The organism is Rathayibacter sp. Leaf296, assembly GCF_001423045.1.
Lineage (GTDB): Bacteria > Actinomycetota > Actinomycetes > Actinomycetales > Microbacteriaceae > Rathayibacter > Rathayibacter caricis.
This window is the reverse complement of record NZ_LMNR01000002.1, coordinates 1,015,990-1,028,654: the sequence shown is the minus strand read 5'-3', so window position 1 is coordinate 1,028,654 and position 12,665 is coordinate 1,015,990. Positions and strand designations below refer to the sequence as shown.

Genomic DNA, 12,665 nt, shown 5'->3' with positions numbered 1-12,665 from the left:
CTCAGCGCTGCAGGTACGCCCGCGCCGCGTCGCGCTCGGCCCGCAGCTCCAGCACCGATTCGTCGATCTTGCGCCGCGAGTACTCGTCGATCTCGAGCCCCTCGACGATCCGCCACTCGCCGTCGACCGAGCGGACCGGGAACGACGAGATCAGCCCCTCCTCCACTCCGTAGGACCCGTCCGACTCGACGGCGGCCGACGTCCAGTCGGTCCCCGTCACCCAGTCGTGCACGTGGTCGATCGCGGCGGCCGCGGCCGACGCCGCCGAGGACGCGCCGCGCACCTCGATGATCTCGGCGCCGCGCTTCGCGACGCGCGGCTCGAACTCGTCGTGCAGCCACGCGGAGTCGACCAGCTCGGTCACAGGACGCCCGTCGACGCTCGCGTGCGTCGCGTCCGGGTACTGCGAGGCGGAGTGGTTGCCCCAGATCGCGACGCCGGCGACCGAGGCGACCGGCGCATCCAGCTTCGCGGCCAGCTGTGCGACGGCGCGGTTGTGGTCGAGCCGCGTCATCGCGGTGAAGCGGCCGTGCGGGATGTCCGGGGCGCTCGCGCGGGCGATCCAGGCGTTCGTGTTGGCCGGGTTGCCGACCACCAGCACCCGGATGTCGTCGGCGGCGTGCGCATTCAGCGCGGCGCCCTGCGGTCCGAAGATCCCCGCGTTCGCCGCGAGCAGGTCGGCGCGCTCCATCCCCGCCGAGCGCGGGCGGGCGCCGACCAGCAGCGCGACGTTCGCACCGTCGAAGGCCGCGGCGGCGTCGTCCGTCACCTCGATCCCGTCCAGGAGCGGGAAGGCTCCGTCCTGCAGCTCGAGGGCCGTCCCGGCGGCGGCGCGCAGCCCCGCCGGGATCTCGAGGAGGTTCAGCCGCACGGGGACGTCAGGCCCGAGCAGCTGACCCGAGGCGATGCGGAACAGCAGGGCGTAGCCGATGGCGCCCCCCGCTCCCGTGACCGTGACCTTCACCGGCGTGCGCTGCGTGCTCATGCCGCCGAGCGTAGGCGCGGGTCCTGCGTGCGCGGTAGGAGTCAGCGGGCGGACACGTCCTGCAGCACCTTCAGCACCCGCCGCACCGGGGCGTGCGCGAGCGCGTCGGGCCGGGCGAGCACGTCCACGTGCCGCGCGAGCGCGACCCCCTCGACCGGCCGCAGCACCATGCCGTCGACGGCGAGAGCCGCCGCCGTGACCCGGGGCATGACCGCGATCGCGGCGCCGGTGCGGACCACCTCGGCGGCGACGAAGAACTCGTTGATCCGGTGCTCGATGCGCGGGGCCCGTCCTGCCAGCGCGCCGAGGTGGTCGAGCACTCCCGCGAGGGGGAAGCCCTCGTGCGTCGAGATCCAGCGCTCGTCGCGCAGCTGCTCGGGGCGGATGCTCGATTGCGCGGCGAGCGGATGCGCGGCGTGCAGCGCGATGTCGAGCGGTTCGACGAGCAGCGGAGCGACGACGAGGCGCGCCGTCGGCCACTCCGGGTCGTGCGCGAGGCGGTGCGCGATCACGAGGTCGTGGTCGGCGGTCAGGCCGGCGAAGCGGTCCTGGGCGACGTCGGCGTCGGCGAGCGCGACCCGCTGGCCCTCGCCCAGGGCGCGCAGGAGCGGGCCGAAGAGGGTGAGCCCGGCGCTGTGGAACGCCGAGACGCGCACCGGCCGGTCGTCCTGCTCGAGGAACGAGCCGACGGCCGCGCGGGCATCGGCGAGCGCCTCCTCCACCCGCGCACCCGCGACGGCGAGCGCCTCGCCCGCCTCGGTGAGTACGAGACGGCGGCCGCTGCGCACGGTCAGCGGCACCGGGATCCCGGCCTGCAGGGCGCCGAGCTGCTGCGACACGGCCGAGGCGCTGACGTGCAGCGCCGCGGCGACGGCCGCGACGCTCCCGCGGTCGCCGAGCTCGCGGAGGAGTCGGAGTCGCGCCGGATCCATGAGCGTTCCCTTCATCGTCGATCAAGACGATGCCCGTTGCTCTTCATCGTCCAGCCCTCGACAGTAGCCCCATGCCTCTCCGCCGCTCCGCCGACACCGCCGCCGATCTGCTCCTGCTCGGCGTCGCCGCGGTCTGGGGCGCCAGCTTCCTCGCCGCCAAGGACCTGGCCGCCGAGACCGGCGTCCCCTCGGCCGTCGCCCTCCGCTTCCTCGTCGCCGCGGCGGCGACCGCTCTGCTCTGCGTCGCGCGCCGCGAGCGGCTCCCTCGCGGCCGGGGACTCGCGATCGCCGCGCTGCTGGGCTGCTCGCAGGCCGCGGTGATCGGCCTCGAGACCTGGGGTGTGCACCTCACCTCCGCCACCAACGCGGGCCTGCTGATCAGCCTCGCGCTGGTGATGACCCCGGTGCTCGAGGGCCTCGCGTCGCGCTCGTGGCTCCCGCGCTCGTTCTTCGTCGCCGCGGTCGCGGCCGTAGTCGGAGTCGCGCTGCTCGTCTCGGACGGCGGCCTCCGCGCGCCCGCCCCGGGCGACGCGCTGGTGATCGCCGCGGCGGTGGTCCGCGCCGTCCACGTCACGGCGAGCGGGCACCTGACCAGGGGGCGCTCCGACGGCACGCTCGGCGTGGTGCTCGTGCAGATGCTCGTCTGCGCCGTCGCGTTCTCGCTCATCGCCGGCCCCTCCCTCCCGGCCGCGGCAGCCGCTCTCGACGCGGCGGACTGGGGGAACGTGCTCTTCCTGGGTCTGCTCTGCTCGGTCTTCGCCTTCGTCGTGCAGCTCTGGGCGGTGCGGCGCACCTCCGCGTCGCGGGCGAGCATCCTGATGGGGACCGAGCCGGTCTGGGCGCTGCTGGTCGGCACGGTGCTCGCGGGCGAGGCGATCGGGCCTCTCGGTGCCCTCGGCGCCGCCCTGATCGTGGCCGCCGCCTACGCCGGTCAGGGGATCGAGCGGAGGCACCGCCGCGCCCGGTCGATCCCGCACCGCGCCGCCGAGATCGCCGAACGCGCCACTGCGACTCCGTAGAGTGCCGAGCATGCGCACCCTCTACCCCGAGATCGAGCCCTACGAATCGGGCATGCTCGACGTCGGCGACGGCCACTCCGTCTACTGGGAGGTCTCGGGCAACCCCGACGGCAAGCCCGTCGTGTTCCTGCACGGCGGCCCCGGCGCCGGCACCTCGCCCGCCCACCGCCGCCTCTTCGATCCCGCGAAGTACCGCATCGTCCTCTTCGACCAGCGGATGTGCGGACGCTCGACCCCGCACGCCAGCGAGCCCGGTGCGGACCTCTCGACGAACACCACCTGGTACCTCGTCGGCGACATCGAGCGCCTGCGCGAGCACCTCGGCATCGAGACCTGGCTCGTCCTCGGCGGCTCCTGGGGCTCGACCCTCGCCCTCGCGTACGCCGAGACGCACCCGGATCGGGTCAGCGAGATCGTGCTCCGCGGGATCTTCACCCTGCGCCGCGCCGAGCTCGAGTGGTTCTACGAGGGCGGCGCGGCGGCCGTCTACCCCGACCTCTGGGAGTCCTACACCGCGGTCGTCCCCGCCTCCGAGCGCGGCAGCTTCATCGAGGCGTACTACCGCCTCCTGCACGACGAGGACCCGGCCGTGCACGGCCCGGCCGGCGTCGCCTGGACCACCTGGGAGGCGTCGACCATCTCGCTCCTGCAGAAGCCCGAGATGATCGAGGCGTGGTCCGATCCCGCCTTCGCGCTCGCCTTCGCGCGGATCGAGAACCACTTCTTCGTGCACAAGGGCTGGTTCGAGGAGGGGCAGCTGATCCGCGACGCGGAGGTGCTGCGCCGCATCCCCGCGGTCATCGTCCAGGGCCGCTACGACATGTGCACCCCCGCGTTCACCGCCTGGGACCTGCACCGCGCGTGGCCCGAGGCCGACTTCCACCTCATCGCCGACGCAGGCCACGCGTTCGACGAGCCGGGCATCCTGGACGCGCTCATCGGGGCGACCGACCGTTTCGCGGAGTGAGCCGAGGGGGCCGGCGGCCGGGTCTATCCTGAGCGGATGCGCCCGGACGCCGCCTCGGAGATGGACAGCTGGCCCACGGGCCGGCTGCTGTCGACGGCGTCCCGGATGATCGAGCACGCCTGGCACGGCGCGCTCGCCGAGATCGGCCTGACCCACGCGGGCCTCATCGTCCTCCACCTGCTGCAGGGGGGTCCCGTGGCGCAGAAGGCGCTCGCCGCGTCGGCCCACGTCGAGGTGCAGACCATGTCGCGCACCATCGAGCGGCTGGAGCGCGAGGGCCACGTGGAGCGCAGGAGCGACCCCGCCGACCGCCGTCGCCAGCTCGTCTCGCTGACAGCCAAGGGCACCGAGGCGTGGCAGCGCGCGCACCGGCTCGAGGTCGACATGTTCCCGGGCAGCCTCGAGCACGGGCCTCTGCGCGACGCGCTCCTCGAGATCATCCGGGCCACGAGCGAGTCGCGCTGGGGCTGAGCCGCCCCTCCGCAAGCCCCGGCGGCGGTCGGCGCCGGAGCACTACCGTGACCGCATGACCTTCAACGACGACTCCCAGCTCAGCGGCGGCAAGGTCCGCCGGCGCGGACGCACCACGGGCATCGCCGTCGGTGGCGGCGCGGGCGTCGTCGTCGTGCTCGCGCTGCTGTCGCAGCTGCTGGGCGTGAACCTGAGCGGTCTCGGCGAGGTCCTCGGCGGCGGAGGCGGCACCTCGCCCGAGCAGATCACCAGCACCGCGGTCGCCTGCGACAGCGGCGCCGACGCCAACGCCGAGGTCGACTGCCGCCTCGAGGGCGCCGCCGAGTCGCTCGACCGCTACTGGGGCACCGCGACCGGCACGATCGGCGCGACCTACACGACTCCGGCCGGCGTGGAGCTCTTCGACACCCAGACGAGCACCGGATGCGGCGGCGCGACGGCCGCCGTCGGACCGTTCTACTGCCCGCCGGACCAGACCATCTACCTCGACACCGAGTTCTTCGACGAGCTGCGGACCCGGTTCGACACCTCGGGCGGATCGCTCGCGCAGATGTACATCCTCGCCCACGAGTGGGGCCACCACATCCAGAACCTGACCGGCGCGATGGAGTCGGCCGACCGCTCCGGCTCCGGCCCCGACTCCGACTCGGTCCGCCTCGAACTGCAGGCCGACTGCTTCGCCGGCGCGTGGGTCGGCGATGCGTCGACGGTCCCGGACGAGACCGGCACGCCCTACCTCAAGCCGGTCACTGCGCAGGAGTACCAGGACGCCCTGGGCGCGGCCGCGGCGGTCGGCGACGACCGGATCCAGGAGCAGGCGACCGGCACGGTCGACCCCGAGGGCTGGACCCACGGCTCGGCCGAACAGCGCCAGCGCTGGTTCGAGGCCGGCTTCGAGGGCGACGCCGTCGACTGCGACACCTTCGCCGTCCCGGGCGCCCAGCTCTGACGCCGCCTCTGCTGGTCGAGTAGCCGCGCAGCGGCGTATCGAGACCCCGCGCACCCGCGCCCCTACGACACCGAGTCCGCCGGCTCCTCCATGAACCACTCCGTGAACGAGCACGCCCGCCCGTCCGGGGCGAAGCGGATGATCCACAGGTTCAGATACGTCTCCGCTCCCGGGTACACGGTCCGCCCCTGCACCACCGCCGTCCCGTCCGTCAGCGCCACGAGGCCCCACGCGAAGGTCGGCTCGGCCGGCTCCGACTCCGCTCGCCACCACTCCACGATCGCGTCGCGCGGAGTGATCGCGTCGCGGTGCGGGGCCGTGAAGTACTCGGCGTCCTCGGTGAAGAGCGCGGCGATGTCGGCGGGGTCGTCGCTTGCCCACGCCGTCTCGTAGCCGGCGATCCAGTTCTCGATGTCGATCATGCGCACATCCTCGTCCCGCCCGCCGCGCACGGGAAGGGAGCCGATCGGGAAGGTTCCGAGCCCGCCCGCGGTTCGATGACGGAGCCGGCCGATGCAAAGCTGAGCAATACGTTTCCGCCGACCCGAAGGACCTGCGTGCCCGACTCCGACAGACGCTCCCTCACCCGTTCGCCCGATCCGCGTCTGATCACCGCCGTCCTCGCCTTCGCGGGCATGAGCGCCTCGTTCATGCAGACGCTGGTCGTGCCGATCCAGTCCGAGCTGCCGACGCTGCTCGACGCCGACCGCGGCGAGACCGCGTGGGTGATCACCGCGACGCTCCTCAGCGCGTGCATCCTCACTCCGGTGTCGGGCCGCCTCGGCGACCTCTACGGCAAGCGGAGGATGGCCGTCGCGGCGCTCGTGGTGCTCGTGCTCGGCTCCGTCGTCTGCGCGTTCGCCGGCGACGTGTGGACACTGGTCGTCGGTCGCGCGCTGCAGGGCGCGGTGATGGGCGTGATCCCGCTGGGCATCTCGATCCTGCGCGACACCCTGCACCGCGACCGCCTGCCCGGAGCCATCGCCCTGGTCAGCGCCACGCTGGGCATCGGCGGCGCGCTCGGACTCCCGCTCAGCGCCCTCATCGCGCAGAGCACCGACTGGCACGTCCTGTTCTGGATGTCCGCCGGTCTGGGCGTCCTCGACATCGTGCTGATCCTGCTCGTCGTCCCGGTGTCGACGCTGCGGTCGCCCGGCCGCTTCGACGTGGTCGGCGCGATCGGCCTCGCGATCGGCCTGAGCGGGGTGCTCATCGCGGTCTCGCGCGGCAACGACGCGGGCTGGACGAGCCCCGCGATCGTCGCGTCCGGTCTCGGCGGACTCGCGGTGCTCGTGCTCTGGGGCCGGTTCGAGCTCCGGCAGCAGAGCCCGCTCGTCGACCTCCGCGTCGCCGTCCGCCCGGCGGTCCTCTTCACCAACCTCGCGTCGGTGGCGGTCGGCTTCGCGTTCTTCGGCGCGCAGATCACCCTGCCGCAGATGCTCGAGCTGCCGACCGCCTCCGGAGCCGGCTTCGGCCTCAGCCTGATCGTCGCGAGCCTGGTGCTCGCCCCCTCCGGCCTCGCGATGATGGCGACGTCACCGGTCGCCGCGTCGCTCTCCTCGCGCTCCGGGCCGCGGGTCGTGCTGATCTCGGGTGCGGCGCTGATCGCGGTCTCGTATGTGCTGATCCTGCCGTTCGGCAGCGAGGTGTGGCAGATCCTCGTGGTCAACGCCCTGATCGGGGTCGGTCTCGGACTCGCCTACGCCGCGATGCCGACGCTGATCATGCACGCCGTCCCCGCCTCCGAGACCGCGGCGGCGAACGGATTGAACTCGCTGATGCGCACCCTCGGCACGACGCTGTCCTCGGCCGTCACCGCGGCCGTGCTGGCGCAGCTGACCGTATCGGTCGGCGCCGTCGAGGTGCCGAGCTCGGAGGGGTTCCGGCTGACCTTCGTGATCGGCGCGATCGGAGCCGTGATCGCGGTCGTGCTCGGCCTGCTGATCCCGCGGGCTCCGAAGCCGGACCCGCACCCCGCGCTGCCCTAGTCGAGCTTCTGCGGCGGAACCCCGTCGTCCTCCTCCTCGAGCAGCCGCACGATCTGCAGCTCGCGGAGTCGCGTCGTGGTCTGCAGGGTCTCGCGCGCGGCGATCGCCAGGCGGCACAGCAGCACCACCAGGACCACGGCGAGCACCGCGCCCACCACCACGAGGACGATGTACAGCGAGAAGAAGACGGTGGTCGGCAGAGTGGTCATCACTCCACGCTAGGCGGGCCGGCGCCCGGATCCCTCCCCCTCCCGACGGAGTGCTGCCGGACCGGCCTCAGGCGAACGCCCCCCGGTAGGCCCGCGCCGGATGGGTCGACGGCAGCTCGTCGGTGCCGAACAGCTTCCGCCGCAGCGTCCCCTCCGCGTACTCCGTCTGCGCGAGACCGCGCTCCTGCAGCACCGGCATCACCCGGTCGACGAACTCCTCGTAGCTGCCCGGCAGGATCCAGTTCACGACGTTGATCCCGTCGATCCCGGAGTGTCGCCACTCGGCCAGGTGGTCGGCGATCTGCTCCGGAGTGCCGATCACGCGACCGCGGAGCTTCGCCGAGAGCCGCGCGAGGTCGCGCACCGTGGGCTCGCGGTCGGGAGAGGCGTCGCGGATCCACTGCAGGTGGCTCTGGCCGGCGTACGTCTCGATCTTCGACAGCGGCAGGTCCGGGTCGAGCTTCTCACCCGTCTTCGGGTCGAACCCGAGGTTCGAGTGCAGGAGGAACGCGTCCGAGGACAGGTACTCGTCGATCTCGCGCTCGGCCCGGCGTGCCTCCTCCTCCGTGTCGCCCGTGATGAACGACAGGCCGAGGTAGAACGCCGGCACGTCGGCCTCGCGCCCCGCCTCCGCGGCCAGACGGCGGGTGTCGGCGATCAGCTCGCGGGTCTTCTCGGGCGACCCCGAGAAGACGAACTGCGCCTCCGCGTTGCGCGCCGCGAAGCGCCGACCGGCGGGGGAGGAGCCGGCCTGGAACAGCACCGGCGTGCGCTGCGGCGACGGAGCCGACAGGTGCGGACCCTGAACCCGGTAGCGCTTCCCGACGTGGTCGATGCGGTGGATGCGGGACGCGTCGGCGAACGCGCCCGACTTGTCGCGGAGCAGCGCGCCGTCGTCCCACGACCCCTCCCACAGCTTGTAGACGACGTCGAGGTACTCCTGCGCCCACGCGTAGCGCTCGTCGTGCTCCTCGAGCCGGTCGTAGCCGAAGTTGCGCGCGGCGCCGTCGAGCGCGCTCGTGACGATGTTCCAGCCGATCCGCCCCCTCGAGAGGTGGTCGAGGGTCGAGACCTTCCGCGCGAAGTCGAACGGATGCGACTGCAGCACCGAGCTGGTGAACGCGAAGCCCAGGTGCTCGGTGCTCACGGCGAGCGCCGAGAGCAGCACCGACGGATCGTTGCTCGGCAGCTGCAGCCCTTCGCGGGCGTTGACCTCCCAGTCGCCGTCCGCCGGACCGTAGAGCCCGGCGACGTCGGCGAAGAACATCGCGTCGAACCGGCCCCGCTCCAGCGTCCGGGCGAGGTCGATCCACAGCTGCACGTCGTCGAACTCGTGCTGCCGCGCGTCCGGATGCCGCCATAGCCCGTGCTGGATGTGGGAGGCGGTGTTCATGACGAACGCGCAGTAGCGCAGCGGACGCGGCTCGGAGCTCATCGCTCCAGGCTAGGACGCCTCACCGGCATCCCGCGGCGACCGCGATCGCGTCCTCGCCCGGGTCGCCGTACGGCTCGACGCCGGACCCGTCGGTGTACCCCAGCGAGAGCGCCCACGCCGTCGCCCACTTCTCGTCGTCGCCGTCGAACGGAGCCGCGCGGTACAGGTCGTAGCAGCTCTCCTTCGACGTGATGGAGTGGCCGACCTCGTGCGCGACCAGGCCCACCGTCCAGCTCGCGTCCCAGTAGCGCTGGATGCTCTCGGTGAGCTGGATCTGCGACGGCGCCCCCTCCTGCAGACTCCAGGTGGCGAGCCCCGCACCGGAGTCGCGGTCGCCGTAGGCCGTGCCGGCGATCTCGATGCTCTCGCGCCACTCGATGTCGATCGGGACGCCGCCCGAGATCGAGTCGGCGAAGTCGAGCACCTGCTGCTTCCGCGGCCAGTCCGGGGCGGCGCGCTCGACGAGTCCCTCCTCCTGCGACACCCGCATCACCTCGGCCTGCGCGAGGTAGGCCCGCAGAGCGGTGGGCTCCGAGAGGCGCACCGCCGCCCGCTCGGAGCCGTAGCCGTAGAGCGCCCGCTCGACGAGCCAGCGCGACTGGTGCGACGCTGCGGTGCTGCTCGCCACCAGCGCGTCGGCCTTCGCCGCGGTGCTCTCCGTGAACGCGGTGGCGGCGTCCGTCACAGCAGCGAGCAGGGGGCGGATGCGCTCCCGCTGCTCGTCCTGGCCGGCGGCCTCGGAGGCGAGCGCGTGGGAGTCGGCGTCGAGAGCGTCGGCCGCGGCGAAGCGCTCGTCCGCGCCCTCCGGGGCCTCCGGGGCATCCGCCGCAGCGGTCTCGGCGACCGGCACGTCGTCCGCCGCGTCGACAACGGCGTCGATGGCCGCTCGGTACGCGTCCCGGGCCGCGGGATCGACGGCCGCGTCGCCCGCTTCCTCGAGCGCCGGCCGGATCTCGGCCGTCTCGCCCTCCACCGAGTCCTCGAGCGCCTGCCACGAGGCCGCCGCCCGATCGTGCTCGGCGGCGGTCCGCTCGAACCGCTCCGCCGCCTCCTCGTACCTCTGCTCCGACAGTGCGTCGCGGACGAGCACCGCGGTCGTGCCCCCGCCGGCCAGCAGGAGGAGGGCCGCACCGCCCGCGACCACCCGGCGTCCCGTGCGGGAGAGCCGGCGCCGCGGCGGCCGCCCGGGCACCAGGGTGTCCGGGTCGGGCGGGGGATAGGCGGCAGCAGGCGCGGCGGCGGAGTCGGCGGTGCTCACGGCATTCAGTATCGCGGCCGCGGCCGTGAGGGGATCCATGCCGACCTCACACCGGCCCGGCGGGCGGGTCCGCGTAGGGTGTCCGACTGTGGATCCGCGCTCGCCCGACCCCTCGCCCGTCCCTCCGCTCTCGGACGCCGGGGCGCAGGCGCTCGACGCGGGCACCGTCGCCGAGATCCGGGCGCTGCGCGACGACTTCGCGCGGTTCATGCTCCAGTACAAGTTCGGCATGGACGAGATCGTCACCAAGGTGTCGATCCTGCAGGAGGAGTTCCGCGAGCTGCAGGAGTACAACCCGATCGAGCACGTCTCGAGCCGGCTGAAGTCGGCAGACAGCCTCATCGAGAAGATCGAGCGCAAGGGCTGCGACACCACCTTCGAGGGCATCGCGGGGGCGATCACCGACATCGCGGGTGTGCGGATCACCTGCAGCTTCGTCTCGGACGTCTACCGCGTCTTCGAGCTGCTCACCTCGCAGTCCGATGTGACCGTCCTCGAGGTGAAGGACTACATCGCATCGCCGAAGGAGAACGGCTACAAGAGCCTGCACGCGATCGTCGAGGTGCCGGTGTTCCTCTCCGGAGGCTCCGTCGACGTCTGCGTCGAGGTCCAGTTCCGCACCATCGCCATGGACTTCTGGGCCAGCCTCGAGCACAAGATCTACTACAAGTACGACCGCCAGGTGCCCTCCGAGCTGCTCGACGGCCTGGCCGACGCCGCCCGCACCGCCGCCGCCCTCGACGCCGACATGGAGCGCCTGCACAAGCAGGTCCGCGGCGAGCTCCCGATCGAGCGCCCGCCCCTGCGCGCCCTCGACGTCTGAGGTCGAGCAGCTCGCGCAGCGGCGCTCCCGCTCAGCCGAGCGCCGTCACCAGCACCAGCAGCAGCACCGCGCTGCCGTTGAGCGTCGCGTGCGAGATGATCGCCGCGCCCAGCCGCCCGGTCGCCGTCGCGATCCAGCCGTGGGCGAGACCGGCGACGACGGTCGTCACTCCGAGCGTCACGATGGTCGCCGGGTTCACCATCTGGTGCCCGTGCAGCAGCGCGAAGACGAGCGTCGACGCGACGATGCTGAAGACCGCCGCCCAGACGCGCCGTCCCCGTGTCGGAGGAGCGGCCTCGGCCTTCGTCCGCAGCATCCGGTTGCGCACCGCCCGCATCACGACGCCGCGGCACAGGATCTCCTCGACGATCGGCGCGACGACGACGGGGATCACCACCGAGCTCAGCACGAACCACACCGGGTCGGGCTCGAGTGCGAGGTTGCCCTGCGCCTCCTGGAGGAACGGCGAGAACCCGATCAGCACGAGGACGATCACGATCCGCACGGCGATCCCGAGTCCGATGCCGATCGGCACGTCGATCCAGCGGAACGTGAGCCCGTAGTCGCGGGCGAGCGACTTCAGCCCGCGCAGCCGCGAGGCGAGCACCGGTACGACGAGCCCGATGAGGTAGCTGCCGAACGCGCCGGCGAAGGCCAGCGCGGGGGAGTAGGGGAGCACGCCGAGCCCGAACAGCACGATCAGCACCGCGAGCGGCAGCACGATCCCGGCGATCGTCAGCACGGCCGTGGGCAGCCCCCAGCGCACCCGCGGATCGGGGAGGTAGAGGAGCGACGAGTACGGCGCCTCGACCGACGGCTGCAGATCGAGGGCCTGCTGCGGGGCCGGCCATCCGCCGGTCGAGACGACCGCGGGCTCCTCGGGAGCGACGGTCGAGGGATCGGGCGGCGGGAAGGCGGCGGGATTCATGGCCTCACCAGGCTACGCAGCGCCCCTGGGCGAACGGCGCGGCGGGCGAGCCCCGCGGACGTCCCGGGGGAACGAGAGAAACCCCCGCCATGTAGAAGCTAGGCGAGGGTTTCCGTGGCTCCGACGGGCGTCGATCCCGTGACCTCACGATTTTCAGTCGTGCGCTCTACCAACTGAGCTACAGAGCCGTTGCGACGAGGACGCCGCTGAAAAAGGCCCTTCCTCTCGGAAGGGCCCCTTTGCGACCCTGACGGGACTTGAACCCGCGACCTCCGCCGTGACAGGGCGGCACGCTAACCAGCTGCGCTACAGGGCCTCGTTGCGAAGACAAGCATACTGCCTTCGAGGCTATTCGATTTTCACCCCGGTCGTCACCGACCGGATCTTCTCGGTGTCGTCTTCGTGACCCCAACGGGATTCGAACCCGTGCTACCGCCGTGAAAGGGCGGCGTCCTAGGCCACTAAACGATGGGGCCGGAAGCTGCAGAGCTGACCCTGCGGCCGACCCCACCATGACTACCGACACGCAAGCATACGGATGATCGCCCCGGATGCAAAATCCGAACGTTCCGCACACGCCACGAACCCCGTCCGGGGTTGCCCGGTCCCTAGGCATACCGGTAGGGGCTTGGTTAGGGTTGGTCGGAATTGCCCTTCCCCCGGTGGCGGTCCCCTCCGCCTGTCCGGACTCCGGCTCCCCC

Annotated in this window: 13 protein-coding genes and 3 tRNA genes; 6 read left to right on the top strand and 10 right to left on the bottom strand. The window is 72.4% G+C overall.

The window, feature by feature from the left end; translation table 11 throughout:
* Position 1 precedes the first annotated feature (1 nt).
* Positions 2-985 carry a malate dehydrogenase gene (locus ASF46_RS15035; RefSeq protein ID WP_200919722.1) on the bottom strand — a complete coding sequence of 328 codons (984 nt, stop codon included), beginning with the start codon at positions 983-985 and terminating at the stop codon, positions 2-4.
* A 41-nt stretch (positions 986-1,026) separates the two neighbouring features.
* Positions 1,027-1,917 carry a LysR family transcriptional regulator gene (locus tag ASF46_RS15030; protein ID WP_056868290.1) on the bottom strand — a complete coding sequence of 297 codons (891 nt, stop codon included), beginning with the start codon at positions 1,915-1,917 and terminating at the stop codon, positions 1,027-1,029.
* 71 nt (positions 1,918-1,988) lie between these two features.
* On the opposite strand from ASF46_RS15030, the gene ASF46_RS15025 reads away from it, so the two are divergent.
* Genes ASF46_RS15025 through ASF46_RS15010 form a run of 4 tightly spaced genes read left to right on the top strand, consistent with a single transcriptional unit; the run spans position 1,989 to position 5,323 of the window.
* Positions 1,989-2,936: a DMT family transporter gene (locus ASF46_RS15025; RefSeq protein WP_056868289.1), complete on the top strand. Its 948-nt coding sequence runs from the start codon at positions 1,989-1,991 to the stop codon at positions 2,934-2,936.
* Positions 2,937-2,946: 10 nt separating this feature from the next.
* The gene (pip, locus tag ASF46_RS15020) at positions 2,947-3,903 is read left to right on the top strand and encodes a prolyl aminopeptidase (protein WP_056868626.1); all 957 of its coding nucleotides are present in this window, start codon (positions 2,947-2,949) and stop codon (positions 3,901-3,903) included.
* 36 nt (positions 3,904-3,939) lie between these two features.
* Entirely contained in the window at positions 3,940-4,374 is a 435-nt protein-coding gene (locus tag ASF46_RS15015; protein WP_056868288.1) for a MarR family winged helix-turn-helix transcriptional regulator, read from the top strand.
* 55 nt (positions 4,375-4,429) lie between these two features.
* Entirely contained in the window at positions 4,430-5,323 is an 894-nt protein-coding gene (locus ASF46_RS15010) for a neutral zinc metallopeptidase (protein ID WP_056868287.1), read from the top strand.
* Positions 5,324-5,385: 62 nt separating this feature from the next.
* On the opposite strand, the gene ASF46_RS15005 is transcribed toward ASF46_RS15010, so the two are convergent.
* Positions 5,386-5,745 (bottom strand): nuclear transport factor 2 family protein, encoded by a 360-nt coding sequence (locus tag ASF46_RS15005; RefSeq protein ID WP_056868286.1) that lies wholly within the window; start codon positions 5,743-5,745, stop codon positions 5,386-5,388.
* Positions 5,746-5,880: 135 nt separating this feature from the next.
* On the opposite strand from ASF46_RS15005, the gene ASF46_RS15000 reads away from it, so the two are divergent.
* Positions 5,881-7,311: an MFS transporter gene (locus tag ASF46_RS15000; protein ID WP_268788649.1), complete on the top strand. Its 1,431-nt coding sequence runs from the start codon at positions 5,881-5,883 to the stop codon at positions 7,309-7,311.
* On the opposite strand, the gene ASF46_RS14995 is transcribed toward ASF46_RS15000, so the two are convergent.
* The 3 genes from ASF46_RS14995 to ASF46_RS14985 form a co-directional block, all read right to left on the bottom strand.
* The gene (locus ASF46_RS14995) at positions 7,308-7,520 is read right to left on the bottom strand and encodes a hypothetical protein (RefSeq protein ID WP_056868285.1); all 213 of its coding nucleotides are present in this window, start codon (positions 7,518-7,520) and stop codon (positions 7,308-7,310) included. The two genes, ASF46_RS15000 and ASF46_RS14995, sit on opposite strands and share 4 nt — an antisense overlap.
* Before the next feature lie 67 nt (positions 7,521-7,587).
* Positions 7,588-8,955, bottom strand: a complete 1,368-nt coding sequence (locus ASF46_RS14990; protein ID WP_056868284.1) for an LLM class flavin-dependent oxidoreductase — start codon at positions 8,953-8,955, stop codon at positions 7,588-7,590.
* A 19-nt stretch (positions 8,956-8,974) separates the two neighbouring features.
* Positions 8,975-10,213 (bottom strand): hypothetical protein, encoded by a 1,239-nt coding sequence (locus tag ASF46_RS14985; RefSeq protein WP_157602573.1) that lies wholly within the window; start codon positions 10,211-10,213, stop codon positions 8,975-8,977.
* Positions 10,214-10,421: 208 nt separating this feature from the next.
* On the opposite strand from ASF46_RS14985, the gene ASF46_RS14980 reads away from it, so the two are divergent.
* Positions 10,422-11,036 carry a GTP pyrophosphokinase gene (locus tag ASF46_RS14980; RefSeq protein ID WP_235576998.1) on the top strand — a complete coding sequence of 205 codons (615 nt, stop codon included), beginning with the start codon at positions 10,422-10,424 and terminating at the stop codon, positions 11,034-11,036.
* A 31-nt stretch (positions 11,037-11,067) separates the two neighbouring features.
* Here the strand turns inward: ASF46_RS14980 and ASF46_RS14975 are convergent, their stop codons facing one another.
* The 4 genes from ASF46_RS14975 to ASF46_RS14960 form a co-directional block, all read right to left on the bottom strand.
* Positions 11,068-11,964: a CPBP family intramembrane glutamic endopeptidase gene (locus ASF46_RS14975; RefSeq protein WP_056868281.1), complete on the bottom strand. Its 897-nt coding sequence runs from the start codon at positions 11,962-11,964 to the stop codon at positions 11,068-11,070.
* A gap of 115 nt (positions 11,965-12,079) precedes the next feature.
* A tRNA-Phe gene (locus tag ASF46_RS14970) sits at positions 12,080-12,152 on the bottom strand.
* 54 nt (positions 12,153-12,206) lie between these two features.
* Positions 12,207-12,280, bottom strand: a tRNA-Asp gene (locus ASF46_RS14965).
* A gap of 87 nt (positions 12,281-12,367) precedes the next feature.
* A tRNA-Glu gene (locus ASF46_RS14960) sits at positions 12,368-12,440 on the bottom strand.
* Positions 12,441-12,665: the final 225 nt, after the last annotated feature.

Bases quoted from the DNA above. Each gene is read 5' to 3' on its own strand.
- ASF46_RS15025 (WP_056868289.1), top strand. From the start codon at position 1,989: ATGCCTCTCCGCCGCTCCGCCGACACCGCCGCCGATCTGCTCCTGCTC.
- ASF46_RS14990 (WP_056868284.1), bottom strand. From the start codon at position 8,955: ATGAGCTCCGAGCCGCGTCCGCTGCGCTACTGCGCGTTCGTCATGAAC.
- ASF46_RS15005 (WP_056868286.1), bottom strand. From the start codon at position 5,745: ATGATCGACATCGAGAACTGGATCGCCGGCTACGAGACGGCGTGGGCA.
- pip (WP_056868626.1), top strand. From the start codon at position 2,947: ATGCGCACCCTCTACCCCGAGATCGAGCCCTACGAATCGGGCATGCTC.
- ASF46_RS15010 (WP_056868287.1), top strand. From the start codon at position 4,430: ATGACCTTCAACGACGACTCCCAGCTCAGCGGCGGCAAGGTCCGCCGG.
- ASF46_RS15015 (WP_056868288.1), top strand. From the start codon at position 3,940: ATGCGCCCGGACGCCGCCTCGGAGATGGACAGCTGGCCCACGGGCCGG.
- ASF46_RS14995 (WP_056868285.1), bottom strand. From the start codon at position 7,520: ATGACCACTCTGCCGACCACCGTCTTCTTCTCGCTGTACATCGTCCTC.
- ASF46_RS14980 (WP_235576998.1), top strand. From the start codon at position 10,422: ATGCTCCAGTACAAGTTCGGCATGGACGAGATCGTCACCAAGGTGTCG.
- ASF46_RS15030 (WP_056868290.1), bottom strand. From the start codon at position 1,917: ATGGATCCGGCGCGACTCCGACTCCTCCGCGAGCTCGGCGACCGCGGG.
- ASF46_RS15035 (WP_200919722.1), bottom strand. From the start codon at position 985: ATGAGCACGCAGCGCACGCCGGTGAAGGTCACGGTCACGGGAGCGGGG.
- ASF46_RS14975 (WP_056868281.1), bottom strand. From the start codon at position 11,964: ATGAATCCCGCCGCCTTCCCGCCGCCCGATCCCTCGACCGTCGCTCCC.